Origin of the sequence: Pseudomonas sp. P108 (assembly GCF_032613195.1) — a bacterium.
Taxonomy (GTDB): domain Bacteria; phylum Pseudomonadota; class Gammaproteobacteria; order Pseudomonadales; family Pseudomonadaceae; genus Aquipseudomonas.
In genome coordinates this window covers 5,975,001-5,992,997 of sequence record NZ_CP126691.1, presented here as the reverse complement: position 1 = coordinate 5,992,997, position 17,997 = coordinate 5,975,001, and the positions used below count along the sequence as shown (strand labels likewise).

Below are 17,997 nucleotides of genomic sequence, written 5' to 3'. Positions count from 1 at the left end.
GGGGGGCATATGTTTGGCAATAAAAAAGCGGCGCCTGTGAGGGCGCCGCTTTTTTGTGACCTGCAACAGCCCTGTAGGAGTTGCCGCAGGCTGCGATCTTTTGATCTACCGCTTAAAAATCCAACACAACCCCGACATTCACACCCTGCTGGGTAAAATCATCATCCTTGCGCAACGAATACCCGCCGCGCAGCGCCAGATCAGCCGTCAGCTTGTGGCTCACGCCCAGACTCAAGCGGTTCAAATGACTCTGCGGCGTATAGCCCTCAAGCTTGAAGTCATTCGCCGGCAAGGTGTTGAGCGCGATGCGGACCTTCTGCACGTCATCTTCGTACTCACGCTCGTGAGCGTATTCGCCAAACACCTGGGTTTGCGGGGTGATGTTGTACTTGCCCTGCAAGCCCAGACCCAGACGCTTCGAGTCACGGGTCTGATCATCGAAGGTCAATGCCGTGGCGCGATTGCTCTTCTCTGAATAACCATCGACATCAACGCTGGCGTAGTCGGCGCTGACGAATGGCGACAGGTGCCACTCGCTGCCCGGCTGGGCAATGTCGTAACCGACACGCGCGCTGAAGGCCCAGAGGCTGCCGTCAGTGTCGCCTTTCTCCGCACCTTCGCTGGCGCCAAGATCGAACTTGCGTTTGAGGTTGTCGTAGTCGAGTTTGCCACCGGTCAACGCTGCATCAGCCCACCAGCGATTTTGCTGGTACTGGGCAAATGCCGTGGCCATGTAGCTGTTGAGTTTGTAGTCCGAGTCGTTATGGCCGGCCTCCAGATTCTGTCGGTAGAAGCCGCCTGCCACACCCACGCGCCAGGCTTCATTCAAGCGATAGCTGCCGCCGATGTTAAGGTTGTAACCGCTGCCATCAGCGCTGACGCCGCTGCTCTGGCTGTCGACATCCAGATGCTGGCCGCCCGCCGAAACAATCGCGCGCCATTGGCCAACCGCTTGCCAGTTCTCCCAATCCGCCTGCCATTGGTTGCGCAGTTCGTCTTGGTGCGCGCGCACGGTGGCGTGGGCCATTTCCGGCAGCAGCGTCAGCTCCCACGGCGCGGCGAGGAGGGAATAGGCGTAGTCGGAGATCAGTTTTTGCCCGGCTTCGGTCGGGTGCACGCCGTCGTTGTAGATCAGTTTGCTCGGGTCGGGTGTCGCGCTGTTGATGCCGTAACGGGCGTTTTCCGGGCAGCTGCTGCCACTGAAGCAGGTCGCAGTGAGGTTCTGATCGGTCGCCAGGCCAAAGCGTCCCGGGTCGGCAAACACTTCCGAGAGCAAGACCGGAATGTTCAACGGAATGATTTCGGCATTGATGCCTTGCAGGCGTGTGACCAATTGACTGTTGAACTGGGTGGCAAGTTGACTGCTGAAGGCTTGCAATGGCGTACCGTTGATGGCTGGGGTCAGGCCAACGTCAGGCAACAGCCAGACCATCACGTATTTGGCGCCGGCGGTTTGCAGCGTCTGCACACTGTCGGCCAGTCGGTCGGCGGCGGCGTTGGCTTGCGGCAGGCTGAGAATGCGCCCTTGCAGGAAGTCGTTGCCGCCGCCGGAAATGTAATACAGCGCATTCGGATCGGCGCGGAAGCCGTTGGAGGGCAGGTAACCGGCGCGAGTGCGTTCGCCGGTAGCGGATTGCGTGGTGATCGAGTCGAGGATCTGGTCGGTGCGATAGCCGCCGACCGCCCAGTTGTTGCCGTCCGGCTGGCCGTTTTCGGCGCGCACGGCGGAGCTGGAAGAGGCTGTCTGGTCTGGCGAAAAGCCAAGGCGTCCGCCGAGCAACTGCGTGGAGTTCAACGAATATAGTTCACCGCTGCCATTCTGATACACCGGCCCGGTCCGGTTGGTGTAACGCTCGGTGGAGCCGGCCGGTCCGCCAGTGTCGGCGAAGGTTCCGGCGTCATTCAGACTGTCGCCGAAAACTATGAAATTCGAATAGGGATTGGGTGCAGCATTGGCCTGAGCACAAGCCAGTGCGAGCAGGCAGCCAGCCAGCGGGACAAACAGCGTCTGTTTGATCATGAGCAAGTCCGTTTATTTATTGTTGTAGGTGAACGAAACGACAGTACCAAAAACTCCCGGCGTTTTGCCATCGGTCGCGAATCCTCCCCAGCTTTTATCTCCCGCAGCCCCGGCCATATTGCACGCTCCGCCCAGCTAAGTTACTGTGCCGGAACGTATGAACGAGACCTTCCCCGTGTTGATCACCAGCAAACTTCTGGATCAAGTCATCAAGGCACACGCCCGCTGGCGTTGGCGCGCCTGAATCTTTTCTGCCGGCCCTGCCGGATCTGTATCGCTTTGCCTTCCTTGCCTGTTTGAAATGCCGCTGTGCCGACGCATCTACCTGCGTCCGACATCGTGCAGCGCCCTGCGGGCAAGTGATCTGAAGGCTGTTTTCAAATCAGAATTCAAGAGGTTCGACACGCCATGTTGCTGATGATCGACAACTACGACTCCTTTACTTACAACGTTGTGCAATACCTCGGCGAGCTGGGTGCCGACGTCAAAGTCGTGCGCAACGACGAATTGACCGTCGCCGAAATTGAAGCGCTGAAACCTGAGCGCATCGTGGTATCGCCAGGCCCTTGCACGCCGACCGAAGCTGGCATCTCCATCGAAGCCATCAAACACTTCGCCGGCAAGCTGCCGATCCTCGGTGTCTGCCTTGGCCACCAGTCCATTGGCCAGGCGTTTGGCGGCGATGTAGTCCGCGCCCGCCAAGTGATGCACGGTAAGACTAGCCCGGTATTCCATGAGGACAAGGGCGTTTTCGCAGGTCTGAATCATCCGCTGACGGTAACCCGCTACCACTCGCTGATCGTCAAGCACGATACTTTGCCCGATTGCCTGGAGCTGACCGCGTGGACGCAACACGACGACGGTTCGGTCGACGAAATCATGGGCCTGCGTCACAAGACCCTGAACATTGAGGGCGTACAGTTCCACCCCGAGTCGATCCTGACCGAGCAAGGCCATGAACTGTTTGCCAACTTCCTCAAACAAACCGGCGGCACGCGCTAAGGACTTCCCATGAATATCAAGACAGCCCTGAGCCGTATCGTCGAACACCTCGACCTCAGCACCGATGAAATGCGCGACGTGATGCGCGAAATCATGACCGGCCAATGCACCGACGCGCAGATCGGCGCGTTCATGATGGCCATGCGCATGAAGAGCGAAAGCATCGACGAGATCGTCGGCGCCGTGTCGGTGATGCGTGAGCTGGCCGATCAGGTTGAACTGAAGACCCTTGATGGCGTGGTCGATGTGGTCGGTACCGGCGGTGACGGTGCAAACATCTTCAACGTGTCGACCGCTTCTTCCTTTGTTGTCGCGGCAGCCGGTTGCACCGTAGCCAAACACGGCAACCGTGCGGTATCGGGCAAGAGCGGCAGCGCCGATTTGCTCGAAGCCGCCGGCATTTATCTGAACCTGACGCCGGTTCAGGTCGCCCGTTGCATCGACAACGTCGGCATCGGTTTCATGTTTGCCCAGACTCACCACAAAGCCATGAAGTACGCCGCCGGCCCGCGCCGCGATCTCGGCCTGCGTACGCTGTTCAACATGCTCGGCCCGCTTACGAATCCGGCCGGTGTGAAGCATCAGGTAGTGGGCGTATTCAACAAGGCGCTGTGCCGGCCATTGGCCGAAGTCTTGCAGCGTCTGGGCAGCAAGCATGTGCTGGTGGTGCACTCGAAGGACGGCCTGGATGAATTCAGTCTCGCCGCACCGACCTTTGTCGCCGAGCTGAAAAACAACGAAATCAGCGAATATTGGGTCGAGCCGGAAGATCTGGGTATGAAGAGCCAGAGCCTGCACGGTCTGTCGGTCGACGGCCCGGAAGCCTCGCTGGCGCTGATCCGCGATGCCCTCGGCAAGCGCAAAACCGAGAACGGCCAGAAAGCCGCCGAAATGATTGTGCTCAATGCCGGTGCAGCGCTGTATGCCGCTGACGTGGCCAGCAGTTTGAAACAGGGCGTCGAGCTTGCGCACGACGCGCTGCACACCGGTCTCGCTCGGGAAAAACTCGAGGAGCTGGGTGCCTTTACCGCGGTATTCAGAGTGGAGAATGAGGGATGAGTGTACCGACGGTTCTGGAAAACATTCTGGCGCGCAAAGTTCAGGAAGTCGCCGAGCGTAGTGCTCGCGTCAGCCTGAGCGAGCTGGAAAGTCTGGCCAAGGCGGCCGATGCACCCCGTGGTTTTGCCCAGGCATTGCTGGCGCAAGCCAAGAAGAAACAGCCTGCGGTGATTGCCGAAATCAAAAAGGCTTCGCCAAGCAAAGGCGTGATCCGCGAGAACTTCGTTCCCGCCGACATCGCCAAAAGCTACGAGAAGGGTGGGGCGACCTGTCTTTCCGTACTGACCGACATCGATTACTTCCAGGGCGCCGATGCGTACCTGCAACAGGCTCGTGCCGCGTGCAGCCTGCCGGTGATCCGCAAGGACTTCATGATTGATCCTTACCAGATCGTTGAAGCCCGTGCGCTGGGCGCCGACTGTGTGCTGTTGATCGTCTCCGCACTCGATGACGTGAAAATGGCCGAGCTGGCCGCCGTCGCCAAAAGCGTCGGTCTCGATGTGCTGGTCGAAGTACACGATGGCGATGAGCTGGAGCGTGCATTGAAAACCCTCGATACACCGCTGGTCGGGGTCAACAACCGTAATCTGCACACGTTCGATGTCAGTCTGGAAACCACCCTCGACCTGCTGCCGCGCATTCCGCGCGATCGTCTGGTAATTACCGAGAGCGGTATCCTCAATCGTGCTGATGTCGAACTGATGGAAATCAGCGACGTGTACTCGTTCCTCGTCGGTGAAGCGTTCATGCGTGCGGAAAATCCGGGCACTGAACTGCAGCGTCTGTTCTTCCCGGAGCGAGGCGTGTCGATCAGCGGTTCGACCCTCGACTGATTCGCTCCAGACCGAGTCGACGCCATCGCGAGCAGGCTCACTCCTACAGGGGAACGCGTTCCAATTGTAGGAGTGAGCCTGCTCGCGATGAGGTACTAGAAATCCCCAAAGATTCCAGATCTGCCGGAGCCTTCCATGTCGCTGCCAACCCCCCTGACCATCGAAGCCGGCCTGCAAGCCGAACAGGATTTGCTGGCCTCGGTCTGCGCCGGCGACTCTGAATTCGGCCTGCTGTTCTGGCAACCCAGCGATCGCGCCCTGGTCATGCCGCGCCGCCTCAATCGTCTCCCCGGTTTCGACCACGCTTGCGAAGTCTCCGCCGCCGCTGGCTGGCCCGTCCTGCTGCGCGAAACCGGCGGCGAACCCGTGCCGCAATCTGCCGCCACTATCAATATCGCTCTGGTCTACGCACCACCGCGCAGCGAAGGCGATCTGAACCGTATCGAAACCGGCTACCGTCGTCTCTGCGATCCGATCTGTCAGTTACTGGATGAGTTGGGTGGCACATCATCGTTGGGTGAGATCGACGGCGCTTTCTGTGACGGTCGCTTCAACGTCAATCTCGACGGCCGTAAAATGGTCGGCACCGCCCAGCGCTGGCGCCAGAGTCAGGGTGGACAGCGCCCGGTCGGTCTGGTGCACGGGGCGATGCTGATGGATAACGAGCGCGAATCGATGGTCGCAGCGGTCAATCGCTTCAATGAAGCCTGTGGCATGGAGCAGCGGGTGCGAGCGCAAAGCCACATTGCCCTGCACGAGAAATTCAGCGCGCCACAGGCCCTGGCGCGTCTCGATGAGCTGTTTCGTTTGATGCTGGCGCAGATGTACAGCGCCTGATATTCGGGCTTAGCGCGTTCCGAAGACCACCATGGTCTTGCCTTTCACATCGACCAGGTTGCGTTCCTCAAGATCCTTGAGCACGCGACCGACCATCTCCCGCGAACAACCGACAATCCGCCCGATCTCCTGACGCGTCACCTTGATCTGCATGCCGTCCGGGTGGGTCATCGCATCTGGCTGCTTGCACAGTTCCAGCAGACAACGTGCTACCCGGCCAGTGACGTCGAAGAACGCCAGATCGCCAACCTTGCGCGTGGTGTTGCGCAGGCGTTGTGCGATTTGTCCGCTGAGGACGTAAAGAATGTCCGGATCCTGCTGCGACAATTCGCGGAACTTGGCGTAACTGATTTCCGCTGTTTCGCATTCGACCTTGGCCCGCACCCAGGCACTGCGTTCCTGTTCCTGGCCGGCTTGTTCGAACAGACCCAGCTCACCGAAGAAATCCCCGGCATTGAGGTAGGCGATGATCATTTCACGACCGTCGTTGTCCTCGATCAGGATCGTTACCGAGCCCTTGATGATGAAGTACAGCGTGTCCGAACGATCGCCCGCACAGATGATGTTGCTTTTGGCTGCATGACGACGGCGCTGACAATGCATCAGCAGCTTGTCGAGGTTCTTGATTTTGGGTGTGGGGGTAATAGCAACCATGGTTGTATCCCGAAAAGACTGCACGGTGATGTTTGATTTTTTTATGAGGCGCTGAAGGCGGTCGCTGCACAGCTGGCATGGGCGCCAGCGAATTGGCGCCAGCTTAACAGACACTTCGTCGAAAATTCGAGAAATTACCTACACCGCAGAGGCGTCCGTCCTAGGAACGCCGCCCGCTGTCCGGGCAAAGTGCTGTGCTAAGCTGGCGACCCTTTTTTCAACAGTGGAGTCTTGGCGATGAAGGCACGCATCCAATGGGCTGGCGAAGCCATGTTCCTCGGCGAATCCGGAAGTGGTCATGTCGTAGTGATGGACGGTCCGCCGGACGCCGGTGGTCGTAACCTGGGTGTTCGCCCGATGGAAATGCTTCTGCTGGGTGTTGGCGGTTGCAGCAACTTCGACGTGGTCAGCATTATGAAGAAGTCCCGCCAGGCCGTGGAAAGCTGCGAAGCCTTCCTGGAAGCCGAGCGCGCGACCGAAGATCCGAAGGTGTTCACCAAGATTCACATGCATTTCGTGGTCAAGGGCCGTGGCTTGAAAGAAGCCCAGGTCAAACGCGCGATCGAGCTGTCCGCCGAGAAGTATTGCTCGGCTTCGATCATGCTCGGCGCGGCTGGTGTGGCGATTACTCACGATTACGAAATCGTCGAACTCGGTTGAACCGACATTCAACTATCATAAAAGCAGTGCAGACTCTGGCGATCCCCCGCTGACGTCTGCATAATGCGCCACTTTTTTCAGGGCAGTGATCGGTCAGCCGATGGATCAGCCGCCTGAACAGATAACCAAAATCGCCATCGCGAAGAGGTGTTAACCGTCCTACGCAGGTGCGTTGTTCGCACTTGACGGGCATGCTTGATCACGCGGCCGGGCCGCATACATAGAGAGTTTTTAACGGTGAAAAGCAAACTCAAGCTCCACGGGTTCAATAACCTGACAAAGACCTTGAGCTTCAACATCTATGACATCTGCTACGCGGAAACCCCGCAAGACCAGCAGGCTTACGTCGAGTACATCAATCAAGAGTACAACGCGAAACGCCTGACGCAGATTCTCACAGAAGTTGTCGAGATCATTGGTGCCAACATCCTGAACATTGCCAGTCAGGACTATGAACCTCAGGGCGCCAGCGTCACGATTCTGATTTCTGAAGAGCCGGTAACCCCGACTGAAAGCCAGATCGAAGAATCGCCGGGCCCGTTGCCCGAAATTATCCTGGCCCACCTCGACAAGAGCCACATCACGGTGCACACCTACCCGGAAATTCATCCGGACGACGGTATTGCAACGTTCCGTGTGGACATCGACGTGTCGACTTGTGGTGTCATCTCACCGCTGAAAGCGCTCAATTTCCTCATTCACCAGTTCGATTCGGACATCGTGACTGTGGATTATCGTGTGCGCGGCTTCACCCGTGACGTTGAAGGCAACAAGCACTTCATCGACCACGAGATCAATTCGATCCAGAACTACCTTTCCGAAGACACTCGCGACGCGTACCAGATGACCGACGTGAACGTGTACCAGGAAAACCTGTTCCACACCAAAATGCTGCTGAAGAACTTCGAACTGGATAACTACCTGTTCGGCGACGCCACCAGCAACCTGTCCCCCGAGCAGCGTGCTCAGGTGACCGACCGGGTGAAACACGAAATGCTCGAAATCTTCTACGCGCGCAACATGCCGACCTAAGATTCCCGGGCACAAAAAAGGCGACCTTTCGGTCGCCTTTTTCATTTCTGCCAACCCCCCCCTGTGGGAGCGAGCCTGCTCGCGAAGGGGCCCTCTGCAGCAATATCGTTCTCAGATCCGATAAGTACTCTTGGTCATCACCTTGGCCAGAATACTCATCCCGAACTTCACCGGCGCCGGAAAACGGAAACCTCCAGCCTCCAAAGCACTTTCGGCATGATGTTCTTCATCAATGCGCATCTGCTCGAGAATCGCCCGGGATTTCTCATCCTCCGCTGGCAACTGCTCCAGGTGTTCGTTCAAGTGCTTGCACACCTGATGCTCGGTCGCCGCGACAAACCCGAGGCTGACCTTGTCGCTGATCAATCCGGCCACCGCGCCAATCCCGAACGACATCCCGTAAAACAGCGGATTCAAAACGCTGGTATGGCTGCCCAGCTGGTGAATGCGTTGCTCGCACCAGACCAGATGATCAATTTCTTCTTCGGCGGCGTGCTCCATGGCCTCGCGTACCTGCGGCAGCTTGGCAGTCAACGCCTGCCCCTGATACAGCGCCTGGGCGCAGACTTCACCGGTATGGTTGATGCGCATCAGGCCGGCGACGTGGCGGGTGTCTTCGTCGCTCATCTGCGTGTCCGGCTGCAAAATCGCTGGCGACGGACGGTACGGCTGGCCACTGAAGGGCAACAGGGTACGCATCGCGGCATCGGCTTGCAGCAGAAGACGGTCAATCGGCGAGTAGTGACGTTGGGTAGTCATGCTGACCTCCGGGAAGAATCTCGGCGGCCAGTTTAACCGAATCGGCCGGGGGAAGGTTTGCGCTGGGTCATTTGCTGCGCGGTCATGCTTTTTTGTGGGAGCGAGCCTGCTCGCGAAGGCGGAGTGTCAGGCACTGATACATTGAATGTGCCGAAGTCTTCCCGAGCAGGCTCGCTCCCACAGGGGGAAGGGGCGTGCCTTAGCCCGGCGGCCAGTTCATCTGCCGCTGACCGAGTACGTGCATATGAATGTGGTAGACGGTCTGCCCACCCTTTTCATTGCAGTTCATCACCACGCGGAAACCTTCCTCGCAGCCCAGTTCCAGCGCCAGACGCTGCGCAGTGAACAGGATATGCCCGGCCAAAGCCTTGTCGTCTTCGGTCAGATCATTGAGGGTGCGCACCGGTTTCTTCGGGATCACCAGGAAATGCACTGGTGCCTGAGGGGCGATGTCGTGGAACGCCAGAACCTGGTCGTCCTCGTAAATGATCTTCGCCGGGATTTCCCGGTTGATGATCTTGGTGAACAGAGTATCCACTGCTGTTTTCTCCGTTGTTTGGCTGGTCTGAGTGTACTCAGGGCGGCTTATCCCGCCCAGTGTTTTACCTGTAGGGCATTTCAGCGCGGGCAGTAAGCCTTGTTGACCATGCCGACAATGGTGCGATTGAGCCAGCGCGAACCCAGTCGCGGCAGGAATGCGAACCAGCGGTTGCGCCGCCCGGGAATGATGATCGCGCGGTTCTTGTCGAGGGCGCGCACGGTGTAAAGCGCGACCTCCTCGGGGCTCATCAGCAATTTGCTGTCTTTGAGTTTGTCGCTGTTGAGCTGTGCCGTGCGGAAAAATGCCGTGCGTGTCGGGCCGGGGCAGAGCACCGAAACCTTGACCGCGCTTTGTTTGAGCTCAACCCGCAAGGCCTCGGAGAAGTGCAGAACATACGCCTTGCTGGCGTAGTAAGTGCTCATCCACGGGCCGGGATTGAACGCTGCCACCGAGGCGACATTGAGAATCTGCCCGCCACCTTGCAGCGCCATGCTGTTACCGATGGCGTGGCACAAGCGGGTGAGGGCGAGGATATTCACCTCGATCAGATCCTGCTCGGTCATCCAGTCCTGCGCGAGAAACGGGCCGCAGGTGCCGATGCCGGCGCAATTGACCAGCAAGTCGATCTGCCGGTCGCCTTCTTCCAGTTCCAGCAAAAAACCGGACAGGCGCAGCGGCTCGCCCAGATCGCAGGCGCGGAACAGCACTTCAACACCGAAGCGTTGGGTCAACTCGATCGCAATACTTTCCAGCTGATCACGCTGTCGGGCCACCAGAATCAGGCTGCGGCCGCGCCGGGCCAGCGCTTCGGCCATGGCCAGGCCGATGCCGCTGGAGGCGCCAGTGATCAGAGCGTAACGGGTCATGCAATTCTCCATCGCAACAGCTCCGCGCCAGCGACGCGGGTGTCACGGCGGGGAGCGCTGTTCATTCTTTTGCAGAGTCTACAGGGGCCTGCGCCGCTTCGGCTGCTTCGTCGGCGGAATCCACGGGTGATTCGACCTCTACTTCGACTTCATCAGTAGTTACTGAGCCACTTTCGTAGCTGCTTTCCAGGTTGCTTTCGTATTCCTGCTGTATGGCCGAAATCCCGCCAAGCATTCCACCGGCAAAGACCAGCGCGAAAAACACGATCCACAGTGAGCACAAGACTTTCACTGCGGTGCTGTTGGGCGGCGGCGGAGGCCCGTAACGGTTGGCGCCGGTGTTGCCCGGCACAACCATGATGACCAGCGGGAAGAAGCTGCCCACGAACGGCACCAGGTTCAGCAGCCACAGCCAACCCGACCAGCCGATGTCGTGCAGTCGTTGAACGCTGAACAGAATGCTGACGATCAGGAAGGCGACAAACAGGAAGAAGGCGAAGATGCCACCGATGATCAGGCCAGTGGTGGAATCGCCGCTGACCAGCCCCAGAGCCAGCAGGGCGAACACGCCGACAATGGGCAGGGTCACCAGGCTCAGGACCATTGTCCATGCCAGAAATCGCAGGCGGCCGATTCGCCCTTCGACGCTGAACGGCTTGAGCGTGGCGAACGCCGGCAGACTCTCGCCGACGGTGGCGCGCGGTGGTGCGTAAGGGGAGTCAGGTTCCGCTATGGCAGCTGAATGCTCGTGTACGTCGGAGAGATTCAGTTCGATCGTCGTTTCAGCTTCGATGCGCGCATCGATCCCGGTTTTGCTCAGCGCTTGCAGATAGGTCTGCGCATCGCTGTGGGACAAATCACGTTTGAGTGCGACGGTGCGGCCGTTGAACAGGCGCTCGATCGCGGCCACATCACTTTTGAACAGATCCGCCAGATTGAGTTTGGCAGTGGTGATATCGACACCGGGCTGTAGAGCTCCGTCGAATACGATCTTGTAACGGGGTTCGCTCATGGCCGAGGCATCCTTGTCGCGAATAGATTGAAAGGTCAGCAGTGTAAGGCCAGTCCGTCGGGGCTGGCCTGGTTTTTCTTAGCGTGGCCAGTGTTTCGTAAGCTGTGTCGCGTTTTCCTGTGCCTGACGATATTCAGCGTCCAGCCGCGAGATCAATTGATCCACGTTTGGCAAGTCATCGATCTGCCCTACACCCTGACCGGCGGACCACACGGTTTTCCATGCTTTGGCTTCATCGCTGATCGGCTTGAGCTTGTCGCCGAAATTCACTTCGCCTTTGCCTTGCAGAGTGGCCATATCGAAACCGGCGGCCTCCAGGCTCTGGCGCATGAAGCTCGCCGGCACTCCCGACACCGCTGGAGTATGAATGATGTCCGCAGCCTTGGCTGTCAGCAGCATCTCTTTGTACGCGTCAGGCGCATGACTTTCCGTCGTGCCGATAAATCGCGTACCGAAGTAGGCCAAATCCGCACCGAGCAGCTGTGCGGCGAGGATCTCATGGCCGTGGTTAAGACATCCTGCAAGCAGCAGGGTTTTATCGAAAAACTCTCGGATCTCGGCGATCAGTGCAAACGGACTCCAGGTACCGGCATGGCCCCCGGCGCCGGCGGCGACAGCGATCAAACCATCGACGCCGGCCTCAGCCGCTTTCTCGGCGTGGCGGCGAGTGGTCACGTCATGGAACACCAGACCGCCATAGCTGTGCACCGCGTCGACCAGTTCCTTCACTGCGCCGAGACTGGTGATGACAATCGGCACTTTGTGTTCGACACAGATGTTCAAGTCCGCCTGCAAACGCGGGTTGCTGTTGTGCACGATCAGATTCACTGCATACGGCGCCGGGTTCTCCAGTGTCGCCAGGCCCGCTTCGATCTGTTCCAGCCACGCTTTGAAGCCGCTGCTTTCGCGTTGGTTCAGGGCCGGAAAACTGCCGACCACGCCATTGCGGCAGCAGGCGAGCACCAACTCAGGATTGGAAATCAGAAACATCGGCGCGGCCACTACAGGCAGACGCAGACGTTGTTCGAGCAGAGCGGGCAGCGACATGATGAACACCCCAAAGATCTGTACTTGTTGAAGTTAGAACGGCTTGACCACGACCAGAATTACGATAGCCAGCAATATCAGAACCGGGACTTCATTGAACCAGCGATAAAAGACATGGCTGCGGGTGTTTTCGCCACGGGCAAAACGTTTTACCTGCGCGCCGCACATGTGGTGGTAGCCGATCAGCAGGACGACGAGTGTCAGTTTGGCGTGAATCCAGCCGCCCATGCTGAAGATGGTCGGATTGAGGTAAATCAGCCAGCCACCGAAGATCAGCGTAGCGATCATCGCCGGGCCCATGATGCCGCGATACAACTTGCGCTCCATGACGCTGAAGCGTTCCTTGCTGATCGTGTCTTCGCTTTGCGCGTGATAAACAAACAGTCGCGGCAAGTAGAACAGTCCGGCAAACCAGCAAACGATGCTGACAATGTGAAAAGCTTTGATCCATAGATAGAGCATTTTTAGTTATTTCCTTAATCACGGTAGCCCAGATAGTAGAGGCTTGAGCGTCCGCACGTCACCTTGACGGTTGTCGCAGGGCCGCGCGCCCCCTATTATCGACGGCTTTCCAGTGGGTTCTTTGAGGGCAGGTTATGGTCAAGGTCGGTATCGTCGGCGGCACGGGTTACACCGGTGTCGAACTGCTGCGTCTGTTGGCGCAGCATCCGCAGGCAGAAGTGGTTGTGATCACTTCCCGATCCGAGGCCGGTCTGGCCGTGGCTGACATGTACCCGAACCTGCGCGGCCACTACGATGGCCTCGCCTTCAGCGTGCCGGACATCAAGACCCTCGGTGCTTGCGATGTAGTGTTCTTCGCCACGCCGCATGGTGTTGCGCACGCGCTGGCGGGTGAATTGCTGGCAGCGGGCACCAAAGTGATCGACCTGTCCGCCGACTTCCGTCTGCAAGACGCTGAAGAGTGGGCCAAGTGGTACGGTCAGCCGCACGGCGCGCCTGAATTGCTGGACGAGGCGATTTATGGTCTGCCGGAAGTCAATCGCGAACAGATCAAGAAGGCCCGCCTGATCGCCGTGCCGGGTTGCTACCCGACCGCTACCCAGCTGGGTTTCCTGCCATTGCTGGAGGCGGGTCTGGCCGATACTTCGCGTTTGATCGCCGACTGCAAATCCGGCGTCAGCGGTGCCGGTCGCGGTGCGGCTGTCGGCTCGCTGTACTCCGAGACCTCGGAAAGCATGAAGGCCTATGCGGTGAAAGGTCACCGTCACCTGCCGGAAATCCGCCAGGGGCTGCGTCGCGCAGCGGGCAAGGATGTCGGTCTGACCTTCGTTCCACACCTGACCCCGATGATCCGTGGTATTCACTCCACACTCTACGCGACCGTGGTAGATCGTTCGGTGGATCTGCAGGCACTGTTCGAAAAGCGTTATGCCAACGAACCGTTCGTCGACGTAATGCCGGCCGGTAGCCATCCGGAAACCCGTAGCGTGCGCGGCGCCAACGTTTGCCGCATTGCCGTTCACCGTCCGCAGGATGGCGATCTGGTGGTGGTGCTGTCGGTGATTGACAATCTGGTCAAAGGCGCGTCGGGTCAGGCAGTGCAGAACATGAACATCCTGTTCGGTCTGGACGAGCGTTTCGGCCTGTCCCACGCCGGTATGCTGCCGTAACACTTTAAGCGGCATAGCAAAAAGGCCCGTTTAACGGGCCTTTTTGCATTGTGAACAGCTCGTCGGCTTTATTGATATACCGTAACAATAGTTGACCGATTTTCTCGGACAAGCGGATAATGCGCGTCATCACGCATTATGGCGGCGTAACGCCGGGAGATAGTCAGCATGAGCGTCGAATCCTTCACCCCCACGGCTTTGCAATTCACCCACGGTGCCGCGCACAAGGTGAAGAGCCTGGTCGATGAAGAGGGGAATGATCGCTTGAAGCTGCGCGTATTCGTTACGGGCGGCGGTTGTTCAGGGTTTCAGTACGGCTTCACCTTCGATGAGGATGTGGCCGAGGACGACACCATCGTCGAGCGCGAAGGCGTGAGTCTGGTGGTCGATCCGATGAGCTTCCAGTACCTGGCGGGTGCTGAAGTGGACTACCAGGAAGGTCTGGAAGGTTCGCGCTTCGTGATCAAGAACCCGAACGCCACCACGACCTGTGGTTGCGGATCATCGTTCTCGATCTGATCGCTTTTCGTTTCAGATAACAAAACGCCGCAGAGCCTTACGGTTCTGCGGCGTTTTGCTGTGTGCGAATTGATCAAGCCGGGTAGATGGCGCCGAGTACCCGCAGACCGCGTGCGCCGGTGACGCTTGGGCGGTTGGCGGCGATCCCTTCAAGGCAGCAATGGGCCAGCCAGGCGAAGGCCATCGCTTCCACCCAGTCCGGATCGACACCATGAGTCGCAGTGCTGGCGACGGTTGCTTTGGGCAGCAAGTCGGCCAGTCGCTTCATCAGTGTGGCGTTATGCGCACCGCCGCCACAGACCAACAATTCCTGAGTATCGGATTGAGCGCTTTGCAGCGACTCGATGATGCTCTGTGCAGTCAATTCAAGCAGCGTGGCCTGCACATTCTCCGCAGCAAAGGTTGGCAGATGTGAGAGATGTTTTTCCAGCCATGGCAGGTTGAACACTTCTCGGCCGGTACTTTTCGGGCCTTTGGTGACGAAGAACGGATCGCTGAGCAGTGCCTTCAACAGGGTTGGCTCAACAGAGCCTGACTTCGCCCAGTCGCCGTTGCGATCGTAGTTATCGCCGCGTTGCTGGTGAATCCAGGCGTCCATCAGAACATTCCCAGGGCCGCAGTCGAAACCGGCTACAGGCTTGGTCGGCTCTATCAGACTGAGATTGCTGAAACCGCCGACATTCAAGACCGCCTGGTTACCGGTACGCTCTTCGAATAAAGCTTCATGGAACGCAGGAACCAGCGGGGCGCCTTGACCACCGGCGGCGACATCGCGACTTCGGAAGTCGCTGACTACGGTAATACCGGTCAATTCAGTCAGCAGGGCAGGGTTGCCGATCTGCACGGTGAAGCCGCGCGCAGGCTCATGGCGGATGGTCTGGCCGTGGCTGCCGATCGCTCGAATATCTTGTGGTTTAAGGTTCTGCTGATCGAGGAGGGTGTTAATGCCCTGCGCAGCAAGTTTTACCCAGTTCTGCTGGGCAATTGCCGAGCGGGCGATTTCGTCAGGGCCGCTGGCGCACAAGCCGAGCAGCTCTGCGCGCAGTGATTCAGGCATGGGAATGTAGTGCGTGGCGATCAGCTTGATCGCCGAGGTCTGTTCGATCAGGGCAATGTCCAGACCGTCGAGGCTGGTTCCGGACATCACACCGATATAAAGGGCCATGGCTTAACGCTTGCTCGAAGCCAGCATGGTGGCCTTCTCTTGATCCATGCGCGCCATCAGCGGTTGGCTCTGTGCGAGGAAACGAGCGCGTTCGGCTTTGGCAATCGGGTCAGCCATTGGCAGCTTCTGGCCCAGCGGATCTACGTGAACGCCGTTGACCTGGAACTCATAGTGCAAGTGCGGGCCGGTGGACAGGCCGGTGGTGCCGATGTAGCCAATCACTTGGCCCTGTTTCACGGTACCGCCAGTCTTCACACCCTTGGCGAAGCCTTGCATGTGGCCATACAGCGTACGGTAGGTGTTGCCATGCTGGATGATAACGGTGTTGCCGTAGCCGCCACGGCGGCCGGCGAGCAGCACTTTACCGTCCCCGGCAGCCTTGATTGGCGTACCGCGTGGCGCAGCGTAATCAACGCCTTTGTGAGCGCGGATCTTGTTCAGGATCGGGTGCTTGCGGCCCATCGAGAACTTCGAGCTGATGCGGGCGAAGTCCACCGGAGTACGGATGAACGCTTTGCGCATGCTGTTGCCATCAGCGGTGTAGTAGCTGCTGTTGCCTTGCTTGTTGGTGTAACGCACAGCGGTATACGTCTTGCCGCGGTTGGTAAAGCGAGCGGACAGTATCGGGCCGTTGCCGACCGACTTGCCGTTGACCACTTTCTGTTCGTAGATCACATCGAATTCGTCACCCTGACGGATGTCCTGAGCGAAGTCGACGTCGTAACCGAAAACGCTGGCCATATCCATGGTCAGACTATGGGAGAGCCCGGCACGGGCTGCGGATTGTGAAAGCGAACTGTTGATTACGCCATGGACGTAAGCTGTGCGAACGGTTGGTTTTGCGGTAACCCGGTTGAAGGCATAACCCTTGTCATTCTTGGTCAGGGTAATGGTTTCGACGTCGCTGACCTTGCTGTGCAGGCTGGTCAGTTGGCCGTCAGGGTTCAATTCGAATTCGAGTTTCTGGCCGTGCCTGAGCTGGCTGAACTGCTTGGCCTGTTTGTCGCTGGCCAAGACCTCATGGACGGACGCAGCCGGCAGGCCGACTTTTTCGAACAGGGTCGACAGCGTATCGCCCTTGGCTACAACAACTTCACGATGCCCGGGGGCTTTCGGTTTTTCGGCGACTGGCGCAGGTGCGGCTTCTGCGGTTTGTGCGGTGTTTTCGTCAGTGTTTTCGATTTGAGCAAACGGAGAAGCTACTGGCTCATTTGTGGCTTGAACCGCGTCAGCAGCGTCTTGATCTTGTGTCAGTTGTTCAGCAGGACTTTCCAGTTCAAGACTCAGGGTCGTCTTTTTGGCTTCAACATCACTGGAAGGGAATACCAGGAGAGCCAGGCTAAGAAGGGCGGCGATTCCACTTGCGGCGAGCAGGTGGGTCTTCGGGTAAAGCGGCGGCGCTTTAGACGGTTCTGTGGTCATAGGTAATTTTGACTTTGAAAAATGATGAATTGGAAAAGATGAATGACATGATGAAGATGAAATAACTGTATAAAATATAACCAAATCATCTCTGAAGCAAGTCTACAGACAGCGCGTCTGTGGATTGGTGTCCGTGCGCCGGGCAAAACTTGTAATTAGTGCGCGATCTTGTATGGTTGTTTCCCTTTGAATCTGAGCCTTGCGGGTCTGTTATGAAGTCGGTTGAAGAGCAGCTAGCGCTGATTAAACGTGGTGCGGAAGAACTATTGGTCGAGTCCGAGCTGATCGAGAAGCTCAAGCGCGGCCAGCCGCTGCGTATCAAGGCTGGTTTCGATCCAACCGCTCCGGATCTGCACCTGGGTCATACCGTGCTTATTAATAAGCTGCGCCAGTTCCAGGAGTTGGGGCATCAGGTGATCTTCCTTATTGGTGACTTCACCGGGATGATCGGTGATCCGAGTGGCAAGAGTGCTACGCGTCCTCCGCTGACTCGCGAGCAGGTTCTGGAAAACGCCGAGACCTACAAGGCTCAGGTGTTCAAGATTCTCGATCCGGCAAAAACCGAAGTCGCATTCAACTCCACCTGGATGGATCAGATGGGGCCGGCCGACTTCATTCGTCTGACCTCGCAGTACACCGTCGCTCGCATGCTCGAGCGTGACGACTTCGATAAGCGCTACACCACCAATCAGCCAATCGCTATTCATGAGTTCCTCTATCCGCTGGTGCAGGGTTACGACTCGGTCGCGCTGCGTGCTGATGTCGAGCTGGGTGGTACCGATCAGAAGTTCAACTTGCTGATGGGGCGTGAGCTGCAGCGTGGTTATGGTCAAGAGGCTCAGTGCATTCTGACGATGCCGTTGCTTGAAGGTCTGGATGGCGTGAAGAAGATGTCCAAGTCTTTGGGCAACTACGTCGGTATCCAGGAAGCGCCGGGT

The 17,997-nt window shown here is 58.1% G+C and carries 19 protein-coding genes (1 of these 19 cut by a window edge); 9 read left to right on the top strand and 10 right to left on the bottom strand.

Annotated features, from left to right (window positions below):
* Nucleotides 1-112 precede the first annotated feature (112 nt).
* A complete protein-coding gene (gene estP, locus QOM10_RS26550; RefSeq protein ID WP_316917194.1) occupies nt 113-2,020 on the bottom strand; it encodes an esterase EstP in 1,908 nt (635 codons plus the stop codon).
* A 408-nt stretch (nt 2,021-2,428) separates the two neighbouring features.
* Between estP and QOM10_RS26545 the strand changes: the two genes are divergently transcribed.
* The 4 genes from QOM10_RS26545 to QOM10_RS26530 all read left to right on the top strand — a co-directional run bounded on the left by QOM10_RS26545 (nt 2,429) and on the right by QOM10_RS26530 (nt 5,751).
* Complete coding sequence (locus QOM10_RS26545) at nt 2,429-3,022, top strand: aminodeoxychorismate/anthranilate synthase component II (RefSeq protein WP_007918806.1); 594 nt, start codon at nt 2,429-2,431, stop codon at nt 3,020-3,022.
* A gap of 9 nt (nt 3,023-3,031) precedes the next feature.
* The gene (gene trpD, locus QOM10_RS26540; RefSeq protein WP_150693827.1) at nt 3,032-4,081 is read left to right on the top strand and encodes an anthranilate phosphoribosyltransferase; all 1,050 of its coding nucleotides are present in this window, start codon (nt 3,032-3,034) and stop codon (nt 4,079-4,081) included.
* Nucleotides 4,078-4,914, top strand: a complete 837-nt coding sequence (trpC, locus tag QOM10_RS26535; RefSeq protein WP_316917193.1) for an indole-3-glycerol phosphate synthase TrpC — start codon at nt 4,078-4,080, stop codon at nt 4,912-4,914. The genes trpD and trpC overlap by 4 nt, the downstream gene beginning before the upstream one ends.
* A gap of 135 nt (nt 4,915-5,049) precedes the next feature.
* A complete protein-coding gene (locus tag QOM10_RS26530) occupies nt 5,050-5,751 on the top strand; it encodes a biotin/lipoate A/B protein ligase family protein (RefSeq protein ID WP_150749658.1) in 702 nt (233 codons plus the stop codon).
* 9 nt (nt 5,752-5,760) lie between these two features.
* Here QOM10_RS26530 and crp read toward each other — a convergent pair whose 3' ends face one another.
* The gene (gene crp / locus QOM10_RS26525; RefSeq protein WP_316917192.1) at nt 5,761-6,405 is read right to left on the bottom strand and encodes a cAMP-activated global transcriptional regulator CRP; all 645 of its coding nucleotides are present in this window, start codon (nt 6,403-6,405) and stop codon (nt 5,761-5,763) included.
* A 237-nt stretch (nt 6,406-6,642) separates the two neighbouring features.
* On the opposite strand from crp, the gene QOM10_RS26520 reads away from it, so the two are divergent.
* The gene (locus QOM10_RS26520) at nt 6,643-7,065 is read left to right on the top strand and encodes an OsmC family protein (RefSeq protein WP_316917191.1); all 423 of its coding nucleotides are present in this window, start codon (nt 6,643-6,645) and stop codon (nt 7,063-7,065) included.
* A 237-nt stretch (nt 7,066-7,302) separates the two neighbouring features.
* Nucleotides 7,303-8,097: an adenosylmethionine decarboxylase gene (speD, locus tag QOM10_RS26515; RefSeq protein WP_016983471.1), complete on the top strand. Its 795-nt coding sequence runs from the start codon at nt 7,303-7,305 to the stop codon at nt 8,095-8,097.
* Between the two features lie 111 nt (nt 8,098-8,208).
* Here the strand turns inward: speD and coq7 are convergent, their stop codons facing one another.
* The 6 genes from coq7 to hemJ all read right to left on the bottom strand — a co-directional run bounded on the left by coq7 (nt 8,209) and on the right by hemJ (nt 12,784).
* Nucleotides 8,209-8,856, bottom strand: a complete 648-nt coding sequence (gene coq7 / locus QOM10_RS26510; RefSeq protein ID WP_008077993.1) for a 2-polyprenyl-3-methyl-6-methoxy-1,4-benzoquinone monooxygenase — start codon at nt 8,854-8,856, stop codon at nt 8,209-8,211.
* A gap of 199 nt (nt 8,857-9,055) precedes the next feature.
* Nucleotides 9,056-9,394, bottom strand: a complete 339-nt coding sequence (locus tag QOM10_RS26505) for a histidine triad nucleotide-binding protein (RefSeq protein WP_003228789.1) — start codon at nt 9,392-9,394, stop codon at nt 9,056-9,058.
* A gap of 80 nt (nt 9,395-9,474) precedes the next feature.
* A complete protein-coding gene (locus QOM10_RS26500) occupies nt 9,475-10,263 on the bottom strand; it encodes an SDR family NAD(P)-dependent oxidoreductase (protein ID WP_034155108.1) in 789 nt (262 codons plus the stop codon).
* 61 nt (nt 10,264-10,324) lie between these two features.
* Nucleotides 10,325-11,275 carry a DUF805 domain-containing protein gene (locus QOM10_RS26495; protein WP_127929981.1) on the bottom strand — a complete coding sequence of 317 codons (951 nt, stop codon included), beginning with the start codon at nt 11,273-11,275 and terminating at the stop codon, nt 10,325-10,327.
* Nucleotides 11,276-11,353: 78 nt separating this feature from the next.
* Nucleotides 11,354-12,322: a nitronate monooxygenase family protein gene (locus QOM10_RS26490; RefSeq protein ID WP_316917190.1), complete on the bottom strand. Its 969-nt coding sequence runs from the start codon at nt 12,320-12,322 to the stop codon at nt 11,354-11,356.
* A 33-nt stretch (nt 12,323-12,355) separates the two neighbouring features.
* Nucleotides 12,356-12,784 carry a protoporphyrinogen oxidase HemJ gene (gene hemJ, locus QOM10_RS26485; protein ID WP_127929979.1) on the bottom strand — a complete coding sequence of 143 codons (429 nt, stop codon included), beginning with the start codon at nt 12,782-12,784 and terminating at the stop codon, nt 12,356-12,358.
* Between the two features lie 134 nt (nt 12,785-12,918).
* Between hemJ and argC the strand changes: the two genes are divergently transcribed.
* Nucleotides 12,919-13,953 (top strand): N-acetyl-gamma-glutamyl-phosphate reductase, encoded by a 1,035-nt coding sequence (argC, locus tag QOM10_RS26480; protein WP_150749657.1) that lies wholly within the window; start codon nt 12,919-12,921, stop codon nt 13,951-13,953.
* A gap of 168 nt (nt 13,954-14,121) precedes the next feature.
* Nucleotides 14,122-14,472 (top strand): iron-sulfur cluster insertion protein ErpA, encoded by a 351-nt coding sequence (gene erpA, locus QOM10_RS26475; RefSeq protein ID WP_008077999.1) that lies wholly within the window; start codon nt 14,122-14,124, stop codon nt 14,470-14,472.
* A gap of 73 nt (nt 14,473-14,545) precedes the next feature.
* Here the strand turns inward: erpA and QOM10_RS26470 are convergent, their stop codons facing one another.
* Entirely contained in the window at nt 14,546-15,637 is a 1,092-nt protein-coding gene (locus QOM10_RS26470) for an anhydro-N-acetylmuramic acid kinase (RefSeq protein WP_127929978.1), read from the bottom strand.
* 3 nt (nt 15,638-15,640) lie between these two features.
* Nucleotides 15,641-17,059, bottom strand: a complete 1,419-nt coding sequence (locus QOM10_RS26465; RefSeq protein WP_150776668.1) for a peptidoglycan DD-metalloendopeptidase family protein — start codon at nt 17,057-17,059, stop codon at nt 15,641-15,643.
* Nucleotides 17,060-17,271: 212 nt separating this feature from the next.
* On the opposite strand from QOM10_RS26465, the gene tyrS reads away from it, so the two are divergent.
* A protein-coding gene (gene tyrS, locus QOM10_RS26460; RefSeq protein ID WP_316917189.1) for a tyrosine--tRNA ligase crosses the window boundary here: on the top strand, nt 17,272-17,997 show its 5' portion. 474 nt of this gene lie beyond the right edge of the window; 726 of the gene's 1,200 nt are visible here — the first part of the coding sequence; its start codon is at nt 17,272-17,274; the stop codon falls past the right edge of the window.